The organism is Moritella marina ATCC 15381, from assembly GCF_008931805.1.
Taxonomy (GTDB): domain Bacteria; phylum Pseudomonadota; class Gammaproteobacteria; order Enterobacterales; family Moritellaceae; genus Moritella; species Moritella marina.
Genome location: NZ_CP044399.1, coordinates 806,710 through 822,617 on the forward strand (window position 1 = coordinate 806,710; position 15,908 = coordinate 822,617).

A 15,908-nucleotide genomic window follows, 5' to 3' on the forward strand; every position below is an offset into this window, starting at 1 on the left:
TTTGTTTTAGGAGAAGCCATTGTTGTTACATCTAGAAAGTATTAACGCTTGGTCAACTTTCGACGCTGAAAAAACCAATAATGCCGACGATAATACAGTCGCTATACCAGCTTGGCCAAAACTCGAATTTGTACCGGCAATGCAGCGTCGTCGTTTAAGTCCTTTCGCCAAGATTGCCTTGTATACAGCTGAAAATGCACTCTCTGCACCTTCTATACTTTCGACATTGCCAGAAACATTAAAGTCTGAATCAGCAAAGCCTAAAACACCAGAGCAAGCGGCACAAATCGATATTGTGTTTTCCAGTCGTCATGGTGATTTGCATAAAACCGCAGAACTATTAACCGAATTAAGCGCAGATCAAGATATTTCTCCAACTGCGTTCAGTACTTCGGTACATAATGCGGTGCCGGGGTTGTACAGTATTCTCAAGCAAAATAAGCAAGCTATCAACGCCATTTCGGCAGGACAAGACAGTTTCTTCTATGCATTCGTTGATGCGTATGCGCGACTAAAATCTGGGCGTTCTCATCAACTCCTTATCGTCCATGTTGACCGTCAGTTACCTGAGTTGTATTCACAGTTTGCAGATGAACAACAAGTTGATCATGCGGTTGCTATGGTTGTTACGTCGACTGTCACGCCTGGGACAATTGCCAGTATAGAGATGAACTTTAACGCTTGTATTGAGAAAGACAAGATTGCAGAAGACAAGGCTGAAGAAGACAAGGCTGAGTTGAAATTACCAGCGGCGTTATGCTTTATGCATTGGTTTGATGCGGCAGTTAATTCAGCGCAGCCGTTATTGCAACCATTACAAGCATTACAACCATCACCACAGTTACAGTATAGATCTGAGCGCCATACCTGGACTTGTGAGTTAATCACTGGCGTGACGGATGTTTAAGGCTCTTAACTCTGTTTATAAGACACTAAACTACCTTTGGCGGTTATTTGCTACTGCGTTGTGCTTTAGCTTATTTGGTGTGGGTGGGGTGATACTCACGGTATTAGTGTTTCCGTTACAAAAGTTGTGTATTCGCGGCGAACAAGCACAAAAGCGGGCTGCACGTAAAACCGTACATTATAGCTTTCGATTTTTTATTGCGACGATGGCGTTTACTCGGATCTTTCAATTTGAACTAAGTGATCGCGCTGAACTTGCGCAGTTACAAGGCCAGCTTATTCTCGCTAATCACCCGTCATTGATCGATGTGGTGGTATTACTTTCTATGTTACCGAATGCTGATTGTGTCGTTAAAGCACACTTATTCCGTAACCCATTTATTCGTGGTGTGATCAAAAATACCGGTTATATCAGTAATGACGATCCCGATGCCTTGCTTGCCGCGTGTAAATTATCGCTAGCGCAAGGTAATAATTTGATTGTGTTTCCCGAAGGGACACGTAGCGTTCCTGGAAAAACAGTGTCATTTCAACGTGGCGCGGCTAATATTGCGTTACGCTGTCAGGCTCCAATCACGGCTGTTATTATCAAGGTGACACCGAGTACATTAACGAAAGCAGAATCTTGGTATCAGATCCCCAGTGATAAAGCCAAATTTACCCTGCAATTGAGCCGTGGTGTACCTGCTATTTCAATTGCCGACGACATATCGATGAGTAAACAAGTTCGCCATTATTGCCGCGAACTTGAATGTTATTTTAAACAGGAACTACAATCCCATGACTGAACTAAAAACTGAGCTTAAGCAGCTTATAATTGCTGAATTAGACCTTGAAGATATTACCGTAGAAGATATCAATGACGCGGATGCATTATTCGTTGAAGGTTTAGGTTTAGACAGCATCGATGCACTTGAATTAGGCTTGATCCTGAAGAAGCATTATGACATCAAAATCGATGCTAATTCAGAAGAGATTAAACAGCATTTTTCATCGATTAATGCATTAAGTGCATTCATTACTCATACTCGTACCACGGCTTAATTAAGGATTTTCCATGCAATCTAGAGAACAAATCTACCAAACATTAGCCGATATCTTAGTTGAAGAGTTTGAAATTGATGCAGACGACATTAGCTTAAGCGCACATCTTTATAGCGATTTAGATTTAGACAGTATTGATGCGATTGATTTGGTGATTAAACTGCGTGACATTACCAATGAAAAAATTGAACCTGAAGTATTCAAATTAGTACGCACAGTAGAAGACGTAGTAAACGAAATTGAAAAACTAACGTTAGCAAAATAACCGCTGCCTGCTTAGCGTATCACGACATGACATATTGAAAAAACAATGCTAAAAAAAATAGTGACGGTAGTGCTCGGAGCATGCTTATTACTTTACCCCTTTGCGGTTTATCTAGGGCTCAATTATGTGAGTCCTTTTTGGCTTGCGTTGGGTTTATTAGTCTTATTGCTATCGCGCTTAGTGATGTTGCGCGGGGTATTAAATAAAATGCCCTGGTTGTTACCTGCAACAGCGTTGGGGGGCTTAGCAATCGTCACGTCGTTATTTACCGATTCAGTAATTGGTTTTAAGTTATACCCGCTGATGGTCAATTTTGCCATGTTGGCGGTATTTGCTTATTCCTACTTTAAACCGCCAACAGTGATTGAAACCTTTGCGCGGTTACAAGATCCGAATTTACCCGATCATGCACTGGGTTATATCCGTAAAGTGACGTTGGTTTGGTGTAGTTTCTTCATCATTAACGCCAGTATTTCATTGTATACCGCACTGTATAGCAGCTTTAAAATATGGACGCTGTATAACGGTTTTATCGCTTATATTCTGATTGGCAGTTTAGCTGGTATTGAATTTATCGTGCGTTTGTTTGTGCAACGCCGAGCAGCTCAAGCAGAGCTTAACCATAGTGTTCGTGAGAACTGTGCTCTTGAGAACAGCAGCCTTGAAAAGCATGCTCAAAGGAAGTGTAAGTAATGACTAAAGCAGCGCTAAACCAGCGAGACATATGTTTTTATATTAATGAACACACAGTTCGTTTTAATCAGTTTAGTGCTGATATTAGTCGGGCTCGTTTAGCTATCGCGCAAAGCGATGCTGACAGTGTCTTGCTGTTTCATCAATCAAGTTATGACTTTGCGGTGGGCTTTTTTGCCTTAGCACTCGAAGGTCGCCACATTGTTATGCCACCGAATGCACAGCAGCAAACGCTCATGTATATCGCGCCGCAATGCCAAGCTACATTAGGTGATATCAAAGTCGATGGTCTTGATGCTATTGATACGAATGGTGCGACCTCTAACAATAGCAGTAATAGCAGTAATAGCAGTAATAGCAGCAATAATGATTCAGCTGTATCTGTTGAGGTATTATTAAGTAGAGCGGATCTGTTTACGCTATTAGCTTGCCAAATCACCTTTTTCACTTCAGGCTCAACAGGCCAGCACAAACCGATAGTGAAGCAGTTTAGTCAGCTTAACTGCGAAGTCGATGTACTGATTAAAACCTTCAGTCAGCGTTTAGCTGCAACGCAATTACTTGTGAGCACGGTTTCTCATCAGCATATTTATGGGCTGTTATTTAAACTGTTGCTACCGTTGAAATCGGGTTTAGCTATTGTTAATGATACTTTTGAATACCCTGAACACATTAATCAGTGCCTCGGGAATGATGACCGTCAAACCGCGTTATTAATCTCTAGTCCTGCGCACCTTAAACGGCTGAGTTTAGACAATGTGTTAATCGCGAAAAAAGCGCAATTACAAGGTGTGTTTAGTTCCGGTGGTCCATTACCGTTTACTATTGCACAAGACTTATTTACTCAGCTAGGACAAGCGCCCATCGAAGTCTTTGGTAGCACCGAAACTGGCGGTATCGCATGGCGACAATGTCAGCAGTCAAGCCCAAGTGCGTGGCGTGTTTTCCCTGACATCAGTTATCGTGTGATGGCTGAAACGGCACAATTGATATTAACATCGCCGTATATTGCCGGTGATGATTACGTTACTGAAGATCGCGTTGAGTGGATCGACAGTCAACATTTTACCATGTTAGGCCGCGCTGACCGCACGATTAAACACGAAGAAAAACGCATTAACCTCGACCATATGGAACGTTGTTTACAACAGCATGAATTCGTCAATGAAGTGCGGGTTATCGTCCTCAATGGCGCTAAAAAGCAAGTGCTCGCAGCCGTTATTGAATTGACAGACGTAGGCAAAATACAGCTGCAGCAACAACATAAAAAATCATTAAATGACAGTTTTAAACAGCATTTACTCGGTGAATTTGAACGTATTTGTTTACCTAAAAAATGGCGTTATCCAGACATGATGGCGTTTAACTCTCAAGGTAAATTAGTGATGAAAGAATTGGAGAAATTGTTTGACTGAATTAGTAAAAGTGCATGCAACTATCTTGAATGAAGTGCTTAGTGAAGATTGCGCTATATTGACTTTGCACATCCCGACTGACCTGGATTATTTTAAAGGCCACTTCGATCAAGCGCCAATTTTAGCGGGTGTGGTACAACTGCATTGGGCTGCGGAACTCGCACAACAATATTTAGACATTGCAGCAACCGATGTGATGGATATACAAGTGCTTAAGTTTCAAGAAATGATCTTACCGGGTCATGAAGTCGTGCTGACATTGACGAAGAAATCACCCGAGAAAGTATTATTCAGTTATCAGTCTTCTTACCCATCAAATGATCAATCAAGTACGGTAAACGGTGCTGTTAAATCGCATTCATCGGGTCGGCTTATTTTTGCTGAAGCGACGCTGATTACTGCTGAGCAAACTAACAACTTGGCAGGTGAAGCGTGAGTTATTGCATTGTCATTCCGAATTATAACCACACTGTGGTGATTGATAAATTGTTAGAGGATTTAGCTGCATACAAGTTACCTGTGATCATGGTGAATGATGGCAGCGATGCGGATAGCGCGGCATTTATGCAAACCTTAGCGGCTAAATATAGTTATGTGACGTTAGTGTCCCATAGCCATAATCAGGGCAAAGGTGCAGCAGTACAAACAGGATTGAAATACGCTAATGGCATGGGCTTTACGCATGCGATCCAAGTGGATGCAGATGGTCAGCATGATATTACTGATATCCATAAGCTGGTGGCTTTATCGCAAGCACAACCGCATACACTGATCAGCGGTCAACCTATTTATAATGAATCAGTGCCTAAGCACCGTTATTACGCACGATACCTAACCCATGTTTGGGTGTGGATTGAAACGCTGTCGTTTGATATTAAAGATACCATGTGTGGTTTTCGCGTGTATCCATTAGCCGAGACGTTAAGCCTATTGACCAAGCAGCGCAGCATAGGTGAATACATGGCGTTTGATACCGAGATCATCGTACGTTTATATTGGGATGGCGTGAATACGACATTCATGCCAACCAAGGTTAACTACCCTGAAAATGGTGTGTCACATTTCCGCTTATGGGAAGACAACGTGGCGATTTCATGGATGCATACCCGTCTGGTATTTGGCATGTTAAAGCGTTTTCCGCAGTTATTATTGCGTAAATTCAGGGATTAATTTAGGAACCGATAGGTTATGTCAGAGACAGTTCATTGGTCAAAAATGCAAGAGCGCGGTACTTTTCTGGGCATGAAAATACTCTTGCTTTGCTATGCTATTTTAGGCCGTCGAGGGTTATCTGTGATCCTTTATCCCGTGATTGTGTATTTGTATTTTACGGGTGGCGAAAGCAAAAAAGCGTCATTAAATTATTTAGCTAAAATTGCTCAACGTCAAGGTTGGAGTAAGCGACCAGGTCATCGCCAAGGCATCAAGCATTTTTATACCTTTGCTCAAAGTGCATTTGATAAGATCGACGCTTGGACTGGCAAGATCACCATGGATCAAGTTAATTATAACTACGATGCTAAATTTAGGCGATTACTTGAAGAAGAGCAGGGCGCAGTATTTATTGGTTCGCACCTCGGTAATTTAGAAGTATGCCGGACCTTAAGTGTCGGTAAATACAAGACCCGTATTAACGTCTTGGTATTTACCCATCATGCGGTTGAATTTAATAAAATAATGCAAAAGATTAACGCCAATGTAAACGTTAACTTTATTCAAGTAAAAGACGTCGGTGTTGATCTCGCCATCTTGTTAAAACAGCGTGTTGAAGCGGGAGAAAAAGTGGTGATTGTTGGTGATAGAACCAGTACCACAACCCCTGGACGTGTGGTCTATGCCGACTTTTTAGGTCAGCAAGCGCCGTTCTCACAAGGCCCCTTCATTTTAGCATCGCTACTTGAATGCCCTGTGTATTACCTGTTTTGTTTAAAAGACGGTGATAAATATAACCTGATTTTCGAGCATGTAGCAGACCAATTAAAGTTTGCCCGTAAAACCAGACAAGCCGAGATAGGCGAATTAATTAATCAGTATGCACAAAGGTTAGAACACTTTTGTCTGCAGTATCCGTATCAATGGTTTAACTTTTTTGATTTTTGGCAAGAAGACCATAAAGTAGAACGTAAGAAATAGTTTGGAGAAGTCAGTGGCTAACACGAAAGCAACAATTAAGTTTGGCGAATCACGTTTATCGATTGAAGATATTGTGGCAATTGCGAAACAGCAAAAACACGTTAGCATCAGTGATGCGCCAGAGTTAACCCATAAGATTGACTCTGCGTTAGCTTTTTTAGATAACTTGCTAAAAGAAGATGGCGTGATCTATGGTGTAACCACAGGTTATGGCGATTCGGTCACAGTGAAAGTGCCGCTCAGTCTAGTGCATGAATTACCGCTGCATTTAACCCGTTTTCACGGTTGTGGCTTAGGTCAGTTATTTAGCACGATGGAAGGTCGTGCTATTTTGGCTACACGCCTAAATTCATTGGCACAAGGTTATTCTGGTGTTAGCTGGGAAATGCTGAACTTATTAGCCGCCTATTTAGAGCACGACATTATCCCTGCGATCCCCCAAGAAGGGTCGGTAGGCGCAAGTGGTGATTTAACCCCGCTTTCTTATGTTGCTGGCGCCTTGGTTGGCGAGCGTGATGTGTTTTATAAAGAGCAGGTCCGCAACAGTGGTGAAGTGATGCGCGAACTGGGTTTGATCCCATTAGTATTGCGACCTAAAGAAGGCTTGGCAATCATGAACGGCACGGCTGTTATGACGGCTGTGGCTTGTTTGGCGTTCGATCGTGCTAGCTATGCAACGAAACTGGCCGCGCGTATTACCGCAATGGCGAGTTTATCGATTAAAGGGAACAGCCATCATTTCGATGAGATCTTATTCTCGGTTAAACCGCACCCAGGTCAGCAACAAGTGGCTACTTGGATCCGTAATGACTTAAACCACGCCGAACACCCGCGTAATGCCGACCGTTTACAAGATCGCTATTCGATCCGTTGTGCACCGCATGTGATTGGCGTATTACAAGACTCACTGCCGTTCTTCCGTCAAATGATTGAGAACGAGCTGAACTCGGCGAATGATAACCCAATCATTGATGGTCCGGGCGAACATGTATTACATGGTGGTCATTTCTACGGTGGCCATATTGCGATGGCGATGGATAGCATGAAAACGGCTGTGGCAAACTTAGCTGATCTTGCCGATCGTCAGCTCGCGTGTTTGGTTGATACTAAATACAGCAATGGCTTGCCATCAAACTTATCAATGAGCAGTGAAGAGCGCCGTTATATTAACCATGGTTTCAAAGCCATGCAGATTGGCGCATCAGCGTACACTGCGGAAGCCTTAAAGCAAACTATGCCTGCGAGTGTATTCTCACGTTCAACAGAATGTCATAACCAAGACAAAGTCAGCATGGGCACGATAGCGTCACGTGATGCGATGCGGGTTCTGCAGTTGACAGAACAAGTGTTGGCAACGACATTACTGGCGACGGTACAAGGTTTACGTATTCGTATTGAACGTAACGAACTGGATTTAGCTAGCTTACCAATGCCAGTGCAAGCGATGTATAACGATATTTGCAGCTTCTTTGAGCCGTTAGTTGAAGACCGTCCAATGGAAAGTCTATTGCGCTTCACCATTGATGCGATCCAAACGCAACGCTGGTCGCTTTATCAATAAGCGCAGCAAGAGTCATAAGCGCGTGAAGCATCACAAGCAGATTTACGCATCAGTCATTACGTACAAGCTATTAGGCATTAGGACATAAATAAAATGAGTAAAAACAGTTTATTATCAGAATCCGTTATTATTGACGTGCCGTTTCATGATTGCGACCCGATGAATGTAGTTTGGCATGGTAATTATGCCCGTTATTTTGAAGTCGCTCGCAGCGCGCTATTACGTAAAATGAATTACGATTATGAAGATATGAGTAAATCAGGTTACGTGTGGCCGATTGTCGATATGCGGGTGAAGTATATTGCGTCGGCGCGTTATGCGCAGAAGATCAAAGTCGATGCTCATTTGGTTGAAGTGGAATCGCGTTTAAAAATGGAATATCTGGTTAGCTGTGTCGAAACGGGGCAGAAGTTAACTAAGGCCTCGACGATCCAGTTAGCGGTAGACTTAGCAACCCAAGAGTTGCAATTTGTCACTCCAGCGGCTTTTACTGACAAGCTACAGGGCGAGTTAGATGGGTAGCCGGATGAATAATTGTATGAGTAGTTGTATGAGTAGTTGTATGGGTCGTTATATGAGTAGTTGTATGGGTCGTTATATGAGTAGTTACATGGCTAGCTGCTTACGGCTACTGCTGTTAATGTCATTGGCCGGTAACGTGTTTGCTGCTGATGATGTTAGCGTTGCAAACTCAGGTCAAATACAACAGTCTGCAGCGCCTCTGGATTTATTAGCGCAGTTTAAACCGCTGACGGTCGCCACTGGTACATTTGTGCAAAACAAGTATTTTACGGTACTCAAAAACCCAGTCATCTCGACAGGTGAATTATACTTAGATCAGTCATTGGGCTTTGTGTGGCATACCAGTAAACCGATAGCGTCGACCATGATACTTAAAGGCGATGGGTTGTTTTCAATTGATCACCGTCAGCAGCAGAAAAAGATTAACAATGCCACGCCGATTGCCACTGTACTCATGAGTGCCTTGTCTGGTGATCTTAGTGCATTAGCAAGTCAATTTAGTCTAGCTGCAACATCATCCACAAACACATCATCCACAAAAACGACAGCAACTCGCCAGACTTGTATTGAATTAACGCCAAAAGACGCCACGATAGCCAAAGTGATGCGCGTTATTGAGTTATGCGGCAGTGATACGGTTGAGCAGTTAGTATTATTTGAAACCTCTGGTAACCGTACTGAAATAGCGATTAAATTAACTGAAGTTCCTGAACTGCCAGAGGCAATACGTGCACAATTCTGAGTATTCTAAAAGCACGCATAATAAGTCTGGCTTGAAATTTTATTTGCTTCAACTTATCGCTGTGCTGCTATTAGCTGGTTATCAACTGGGCTGGGGTCAATGGCAAATAGAGACTAATATTTTGTCGTTATTGCCGACAGACAATCAAGCTCTGTCTAGTCCAATAGCAGCTAGTCAAAAGCATGATATCAACCAAGCCAAATCAGCGTTATTCCAACAAGCCAATCAACGGGTATTCGTGGCGATTTCTGGTGGACAGGCAATGCCTGCTTATCAACAACTCGCGAAAACGATCAGCACATTTGATGGCATTGAAAACGAAGCCATGACAGTACCTGATATTAAGGACATAGTTGCTTTTTATCAGCCGTATCGTGATAGTGTCATGACCGATAACTACCAAGCTTTATTGGCAGCACCGCAAACGACATTAACGACAGCCCAAGATCAAGCAAATTTAACCACAGCTAACGCCATTAATAACTTTGTGTTGGGCAAGTTAACCCAAGTTAGCGATCCCTTTGTCAGCGGCAGTTTAGCGATTGCTCCACGGTTAAATCTGGCCGATTTCTTAGCGACAGGCCTCGCGCAGTTACAAGCGTTTGAAACAGAGCAAGGTATCATAGTCGTTAACAAAGACGGCTTAAAACATTACATCATGCCAATTAAAGTGGCCGTGGATGGTTTCTCGATTAAACAAACGCAAGCTTTTTCGCAGCAATTACAAGCAGAGTTTCAACTATTAGCAACGCAGTTTGATGTAGACGTGCTTTACAGTGGGGTATTGTTTCATACGGCTGAATCAAGTCAGCAAGCCGAATTTGAAATGTCGACGTTTGGTGTTATCTCGTTATTAGCCGTGTTATTAATGATTTTAGCTGTGTTTCGCAGTGCTAAACCGGTTAATTTAGCCTTGATAGTATTAGCCATTTCGGTGGTTTATGGCTTAACGGCGGTTGTTACCTTATTCAATCAATTGCATCTACTTACGTTAGTTTTCGCTGTGACTTTAATTGGTATCGTCATTGATTACTGCTTTCATGCTTTTGTCAGTTTCAGCGTTATTAGCACTAGCAAGAGCCAAGGCGGCATTAAATCGATTCGCACAGCGTTATGTTTGGGCTTTATCACCACAGCATTAGGGTATGCCGCATTAATCATGTCGCCATTATCCTTATTAAGCCAAGTCGCAGTATTCATGATCTTCGGTTTGCTCGGCGCGTTATTAACTGTGCTGTTATTACTGCCGTATTTCAATCTAACGGGCAAAATTAGTGTTACACCAAGTGTGTGGACGTTAACGGATAAACTCAATGTTTGGTTAACAAAACTGCACCAGCAGCGCCGACTCATCTTTGTTGTTCTGAGTTTAGGCTTAGTCAGTGCGATCGTCATCGATGACATTAATTTCAATGATGATATTCGCTTACTTAATTCCAGCCCGGCGTTTTTGATTGAGAACGAGATCAAGATGGCGAAGCTGATGGGTTATCAACACAGCCAGCGCATAGTCATTACTGCGGATGACAGTGAAACCTTGTTACAGCGCCAAGAGACCTTGTTAGCTCAGCTAGTGACGCAGCCAGATTTAACAGTCAAAAGCATGGCCAGTTTATTGCCATCAGTCGCTAAGCAACAAGCCAATAACGTACTGCTTAAAAGCGCCGAGCAACAGCAGGTGTTTGAACTTGGATTAGCGACTTTAGGTTTAGCTGATACTGTCGATAAATTCAAACCGTTAACGTTAGATGCGTTTAACGCTGGTCCATTGCAGGCTTTATCTGCGGTATATATTTATCAATACCAAATGAGAGATGACAATGAAAAGTACGCCTTGTGGGTGGAAACTGCTGGTGTGGCGTTAAATGACGCGTTGCAGCAATGGATTGGTGCACAAGCAGACATGAGTATTGATAACAAACCGGCGGAAGTTACAGCAGCGTTAAGTCATTATCGCCAAGCGTTATTGTTACTGTTTGCGGGGGCGATAGTCGTGGTGACTATTGTGCTGTGTTTACGCTTTGGTTTAGGCCAAGGTTTGTTAGGGCTGTTAAGTATCGTTGTCAGTGCGGGTGGGGCGTTATTATTAACCCAATTAAGCTTAGGGCATCTGAATATTTTCAATTTGTTGGCAGTATTGTTGATCCTGGCTTTGGCCATTGATTATGTGATTTTTTATCAAGAACATGGCTTACAAGCTAATACCGTTTTAGCAATCACCTTATCGGCGATTTCATCAGCCTTGGTATTTGGCGTGCTTGCGCTAAGTGTGACACCAGCGGTAGAAAGTTTCGGCTTAACTGTTATGTTTGGTATTTTACTGGTGTTTGTATTGGCCCCATTAAGTGCAAAGAAAATAGCCCCATTAAGTGCAGCAAAGGGTGAGGTTGAAAAATGAAATTAAGCTGTTTACCTAGACTAAGCGTTATGGTGTTCACAATGTTAGTCGTAACGGGCTGTATCAGCATGCCGCAAAGTCATGTTGTGACGATGGCACCGAATGTGACTTTGCAGTTAACGGCACCGCCCAAAGTATTACAGATGCAGGCGATAACGCAATTAATTGAAGCGCAGTTTGATGGTGAGACTCACAGCTTGTTAGCACAGGTTGAGTTTACTGATACGCAGATTAAATTAGTGGCGATGACGCCTTCTGGCATCCCACTGTTTGATGTATTGTGGAGTGTGACTGATGATGCTGTTATTAACCAATATGTGCCGGTGCCGGGATTGGACATCAGTTATGTGATCGCGGATATACAGTGGGTAAGCTGGCCGTTTGCACAATTACAGTTGGCGACAAGTGGTTCATTTATTCAAGCATTCAACAATAACGCAGGTCAAACCGCTACGGATTGGACGCGTACATTAACGCAAGATGGTCAGGTTATTTTGACGGTCGAAAAGTTCGATAATCGCTATATCCTCAAGCATTTACTGCGCGATTATCAAATAACCATAACAGAATTAACGAAGGTGTCGCTGTGAGTATCTGTTTAAAAGATTTTGGGGTGGTATGCGCACTCGGTGATTCAAAAGCTTCGGTAGCCGCTGGGCTATTAAAGGGAAGTCGAGATGGTTTAATGCTTGATAGCGAATTACCAAACGCAGAGCCGCAATATGTCGGTCGTGTGGCAGATTCAGCTTTTAATAAAGCTGGGACTAACTTGACGACGGGTAAAAAACTCAGCCGTAATGATAAGCTTAGCCAATTGGCGTATTTGCAGATAGCCGATACACTTTTACCTTTGCTTGCCGAATTTGGCCAACAACGAATCGCCGTCGTGATCGGTACCAGTACTTCGGGTATTGAATATGGCGAGCAAGCATTAAAGCAGAAGATAGCAACGGGTGAATATCCAGAAAACTACCATTACAGCATGCAGGAAATGGGCACGACAGCGCAATTTATTGCGGACTTATGCCAAGCTAAAGGTCCTGTTTATAGTATCTCGACGGCGTGTTCATCGAGCGGTAAAGCCTTAGTCAGTGCTCAAGCCTTGTTAGATGCAGATCTCGCCGATGTGGTGATTGCCGGTGGTGTTGATAGTTTAGCTAAGCTGACTGTGAATGGTTTTAAAGCATTAGCGTCAACAGCAACTGCGCAGAATAACCCGTTTTCAACAGACCGTGATGGGATTAATATCGGTGAAGCGGCGGCGTTATTTATCGTCACCAAAGAGCAAGGCGGTATTCAGTTATTAGGCGCAGCGGAAACCTCTGATGCCCACCATTTATCGGCACCACATCCAGAAGGTGAAGGCGCATTACGGGCGATGCGTATGGCGTTGACTGAAGCTAATTTGCAAGGTGAGCAAATCGATTATGTAAACTTACATGGTACAGGCACACCGAAGAATGATGACATGGAAGCCAAAGCCATGTTTAACGCGTGTGGTAGTAACGTATTGTGCGGGTCGACCAAGGGCATGACTGGGCATACATTAGGTGCTGCGGGTGCATTGGAAGCGGGTATTTGTTGGTTATTGCTTAATGATGAATATAATCCTGAGCATCAAGTCCCGGCCAATGTCAGCGATGGTGAGCTAGATAATAACCTTGCGACGATAAACCTAGTGGATGCCAAGGCTAATGCGGAACGCTCGGCTAAAAATAAGTTACAAACCTGCATGAGCAACTCATTTGCTTTTGGCGGTAATAATATCAGTTTAGTGATAGGAAAACAGCCGTGAGATACCCAATAGCGGACGTATTACCGCATAGCGCACCGATGATCTTAATTGATGAATTAGTGCGTTATGACGACGAAAATGTCAGTTGCCGCGTGACTATAACGCCGACGAAACCTTTCTTTGATAACGCTAAACAAGGTGTACCCAGTTATGTCGGCTGTGAATATATGGCGCAAACCATCGCGGCTTATGGTGGCGCACATGCACTCGATGATGCAGGTGAAGTGAAAATTGGTTTCCTGCTTGGCTCGCGTAAATATAACGCCGAAGTCGGTATATTTAAAGTCGGCAAGACCTTGTTAATCGAAGCCAAAAAACTAATTCAAGACGAATCAGGACTGTGTGTTTTTGATTGCGTTATAAAAGATGAAGAGAATGCGGTACTAGCAAAAGCTAAAATCAATGTATTTCAACCGCAGGATCCAGCACAATTTTTAAAGGATAATCATGAGTAAACGTATTTTAGTAACAGGCTCAAGTCGTGGACTGGGTAAAGCGATAGCATTGCAACTAGCCAAAGATGGTTTTGATATTAGCGTACATTGTCGTTCTGGCGTTGAAGCGGCGCAGGATACCTGTGCACAAATTGCCGAACTCGGTCAAGCGACCAGCTTGTTACAATTTGATGTGTGCGACAGAGCTGCAGCCAAAGCCAGCATTGAAGCGGATATCGCTGAACATGGTGCTTATTATGGCGTCGTCTGTAATGCGGGTATTACCCGTGATATGGCGTTTCCATCAATGGAAGGCGAAGACTGGGATGACGTGATCCGTACTGGTCTAGACGGTTTCTACAATGTTATTCATCCGACGGTTATGCCAATGGTACGCGCTAAGCAAGGTGGCCGTATCGTTACTATGGCTTCAGTGTCGGGCATTATGGGTAACCGTGGACAGGTGAATTACAGTGCGGCAAAAGGCGGTATCATCGCGGCATCAAAAGCGTTATCACTGGAATTAGCAAAACGTAAGATCACGGTCAACTGTGTTGCACCAGGTTTGATTGAATCTGACATGACCAATGATTTACCGATTGATGAAATCAAAAAAATGATCCCATTAAAACGTATGGGTAAACCAGAAGAAGTGGCAGGCACAGTGTCATTCCTTGTGTCTGATAGCGCGGGGTATATCACCCGCCAAGTGATCTCTGTGAACGGTGGATTAATCTAATGAGAAGAGTTGTTGTAACAGGCATGTCTGCGATCACCGCGCTGGGTGATGATTGGGCTACCTTTAAAGCGGGATTAGAAAAGGGGAAAAATGCCGTTAAAGTGATGCCAGAATGGGATTACCTTGACGGCCTGAATACCCGATTAGCTGCGCCTGTCACTCATTTTGAAAAACCAAAACACTATAAGCGAAAACAAGTACGTTCGATGGGCCGGGTATCCTTGATGTCGACACGGGCAACGGAACTAGCGCTAGAACAAGCGCAATTATTAGATCACCCGGCATTAACCGATGGCAGTACCGGTATTTCCTACGGTTCATCTGTGGGTTCTACCGAACCGCTGATTAACTTTAGCCGCATGATGGACACGGGCAACATGTCTGGCGTCACAGCGACCAGTTATATCCAAACCATGTCACACACTGCGCCAGTAAACGTCGGCGTATTTTTCGGCCTGACGGGTCGCGTTATTACCACCAGTTCTGCCTGTACTTCGGGTTCACAAGGTATTGGTTATGCCTATGAAGCGATTAAATTTGGCCGCCAAGACTTGATGGTTGCTGGTGGCGCTGAAGAATTGTGTATTACCGAAGCTGCCGTATTTGATACCTTGTATGCCACCAGTGTTAAAAATGACATGCCAGCGTTGACGCCACGCCCATTTGATAAAGACCGTGATGGCCTGGTCATTGGCGAAGGTGCCTGTACCTTAATTCTAGAAGAACTAGAACATGCCCTTGAACGTGGCGCGACAATTTATGCAGAAATTGTCGGTTTTGGCTGCAATTCTGATGGTAAACACGTCACCCAACCAACCGCAGAAACGATGCAAGTTGCGATTGAACAAGCTGTGAAAGACGCCAATATTGATATTGCTGACATTGGTTATGTCTGCGCGCACGGTACAGCAACCGATCGGGGCGATATTGCAGAAACCAACGCGACGGCTAATGCGTTAGGTCGCAAGCCAATCAGTTCATTAAAGAGTTACCTTGGTCATACCCTTGGTGCCTGTGGCGCGATTGAAGCGTGGGCGTCAATCAACATGATGCAAGACAACTGGTTCGCACCAACGATCAATCTAGACAGCATTGCCGAAGAATGTGGTGACTTGGATTATATTCGCGGTGAAGGTCGCGAGATCCACACTGACGTTGTCATGAGTAATAACTTTGCCTTTGGTGGTATTAATACTTCGTTGTTATTTAAGCGTTGGCAGAGCTAGTTCGAAGCTAATCCGGTATTAGCCCGAAATGAGCC

Annotated in this window: 18 protein-coding genes; all 18 read left to right on the forward strand. The window is 43.7% G+C overall.

The window, feature by feature from the left end; all coding sequences use genetic code 11:
• The first annotated feature begins 19 nt into the window (after positions 1–19).
• The 18 genes from FR932_RS03695 (at position 20) to FR932_RS03780 (ending at position 15,873) form a co-directional block, all read left to right on the forward strand.
• Positions 20–907: a beta-ketoacyl synthase chain length factor gene (locus tag FR932_RS03695; protein WP_019439943.1), complete on the forward strand. Its 888-nt coding sequence runs from the start codon at positions 20–22 to the stop codon at positions 905–907.
• Positions 900–1,694: a lysophospholipid acyltransferase family protein gene (locus FR932_RS03700; protein WP_019439944.1), complete on the forward strand. Its 795-nt coding sequence runs from the start codon at positions 900–902 to the stop codon at positions 1,692–1,694. Before FR932_RS03695 ends, FR932_RS03700 begins: the two co-directional genes overlap by 8 nt.
• Positions 1,687–1,950, forward strand: coding sequence for a phosphopantetheine-binding protein (locus FR932_RS03705; protein ID WP_019439945.1), 264 nt, complete (start codon positions 1,687–1,689; stop codon positions 1,948–1,950). Before FR932_RS03700 ends, FR932_RS03705 begins: the two co-directional genes overlap by 8 nt.
• A gap of 13 nt (positions 1,951–1,963) precedes the next feature.
• Complete coding sequence (locus FR932_RS03710; protein ID WP_019439946.1) at positions 1,964–2,215, forward strand: acyl carrier protein; 252 nt, start codon at positions 1,964–1,966, stop codon at positions 2,213–2,215.
• A 45-nt stretch (positions 2,216–2,260) separates the two neighbouring features.
• The gene (locus FR932_RS03715; protein ID WP_019628929.1) at positions 2,261–2,908 is read left to right on the forward strand and encodes a COG4648 family protein; all 648 of its coding nucleotides are present in this window, start codon (positions 2,261–2,263) and stop codon (positions 2,906–2,908) included.
• The gene (locus FR932_RS03720; protein WP_019439948.1) at positions 2,908–4,323 is read left to right on the forward strand and encodes an AMP-binding protein; all 1,416 of its coding nucleotides are present in this window, start codon (positions 2,908–2,910) and stop codon (positions 4,321–4,323) included. The genes FR932_RS03715 and FR932_RS03720 overlap by 1 nt, the downstream gene beginning before the upstream one ends.
• Complete coding sequence (locus FR932_RS03725; RefSeq protein ID WP_019439949.1) at positions 4,316–4,759, forward strand: ApeI family dehydratase; 444 nt, start codon at positions 4,316–4,318, stop codon at positions 4,757–4,759. The genes FR932_RS03720 and FR932_RS03725 overlap by 8 nt, the downstream gene beginning before the upstream one ends.
• Positions 4,756–5,493 carry a glycosyltransferase family 2 protein gene (locus FR932_RS03730; protein ID WP_019439950.1) on the forward strand — a complete coding sequence of 246 codons (738 nt, stop codon included), beginning with the start codon at positions 4,756–4,758 and terminating at the stop codon, positions 5,491–5,493. The genes FR932_RS03725 and FR932_RS03730 overlap by 4 nt, the downstream gene beginning before the upstream one ends.
• 18 nt (positions 5,494–5,511) lie before the next feature.
• Positions 5,512–6,456, forward strand: coding sequence for a lysophospholipid acyltransferase family protein (locus FR932_RS03735; RefSeq protein ID WP_019439951.1), 945 nt, complete (start codon positions 5,512–5,514; stop codon positions 6,454–6,456).
• Between the two features lie 13 nt (positions 6,457–6,469).
• A complete protein-coding gene (locus FR932_RS03740; protein WP_019439952.1) occupies positions 6,470–8,017 on the forward strand; it encodes an HAL/PAL/TAL family ammonia-lyase in 1,548 nt (515 codons plus the stop codon).
• 93 nt (positions 8,018–8,110) lie between these two features.
• Complete coding sequence (locus FR932_RS03745) at positions 8,111–8,539, forward strand: acyl-CoA thioesterase (RefSeq protein ID WP_019439953.1); 429 nt, start codon at positions 8,111–8,113, stop codon at positions 8,537–8,539.
• A 52-nt stretch (positions 8,540–8,591) separates the two neighbouring features.
• Complete coding sequence (locus tag FR932_RS03750; RefSeq protein WP_240532349.1) at positions 8,592–9,281, forward strand: outer membrane lipoprotein carrier protein LolA; 690 nt, start codon at positions 8,592–8,594, stop codon at positions 9,279–9,281.
• Positions 9,282–9,324: 43 nt separating this feature from the next.
• Positions 9,325–11,679, forward strand: coding sequence for an MMPL family transporter (locus FR932_RS03755; RefSeq protein ID WP_244963931.1), 2,355 nt, complete (start codon positions 9,325–9,327; stop codon positions 11,677–11,679).
• Positions 11,680–11,720: 41 nt separating this feature from the next.
• Positions 11,721–12,269 carry a DUF3261 domain-containing protein gene (locus tag FR932_RS03760; protein WP_240532350.1) on the forward strand — a complete coding sequence of 183 codons (549 nt, stop codon included), beginning with the start codon at positions 11,721–11,723 and terminating at the stop codon, positions 12,267–12,269.
• The gene (locus FR932_RS03765; RefSeq protein WP_019439957.1) at positions 12,266–13,474 is read left to right on the forward strand and encodes a beta-ketoacyl-ACP synthase; all 1,209 of its coding nucleotides are present in this window, start codon (positions 12,266–12,268) and stop codon (positions 13,472–13,474) included. Before FR932_RS03760 ends, FR932_RS03765 begins: the two co-directional genes overlap by 4 nt.
• Complete coding sequence (locus tag FR932_RS03770; RefSeq protein ID WP_019439958.1) at positions 13,471–13,929, forward strand: hotdog family protein; 459 nt, start codon at positions 13,471–13,473, stop codon at positions 13,927–13,929. Before FR932_RS03765 ends, FR932_RS03770 begins: the two co-directional genes overlap by 4 nt.
• On the forward strand, positions 13,922–14,647 hold the full coding sequence (gene fabG, locus FR932_RS03775) for a 3-oxoacyl-ACP reductase FabG (protein WP_019439959.1): 726 nt from the start codon (positions 13,922–13,924) through the stop codon (positions 14,645–14,647). The genes FR932_RS03770 and fabG overlap by 8 nt, the downstream gene beginning before the upstream one ends.
• On the forward strand, positions 14,647–15,873 hold the full coding sequence (locus FR932_RS03780) for a beta-ketoacyl-ACP synthase (protein ID WP_019439960.1): 1,227 nt from the start codon (positions 14,647–14,649) through the stop codon (positions 15,871–15,873). Before fabG ends, FR932_RS03780 begins: the two co-directional genes overlap by 1 nt.
• Positions 15,874–15,908: the final 35 nt, after the last annotated feature.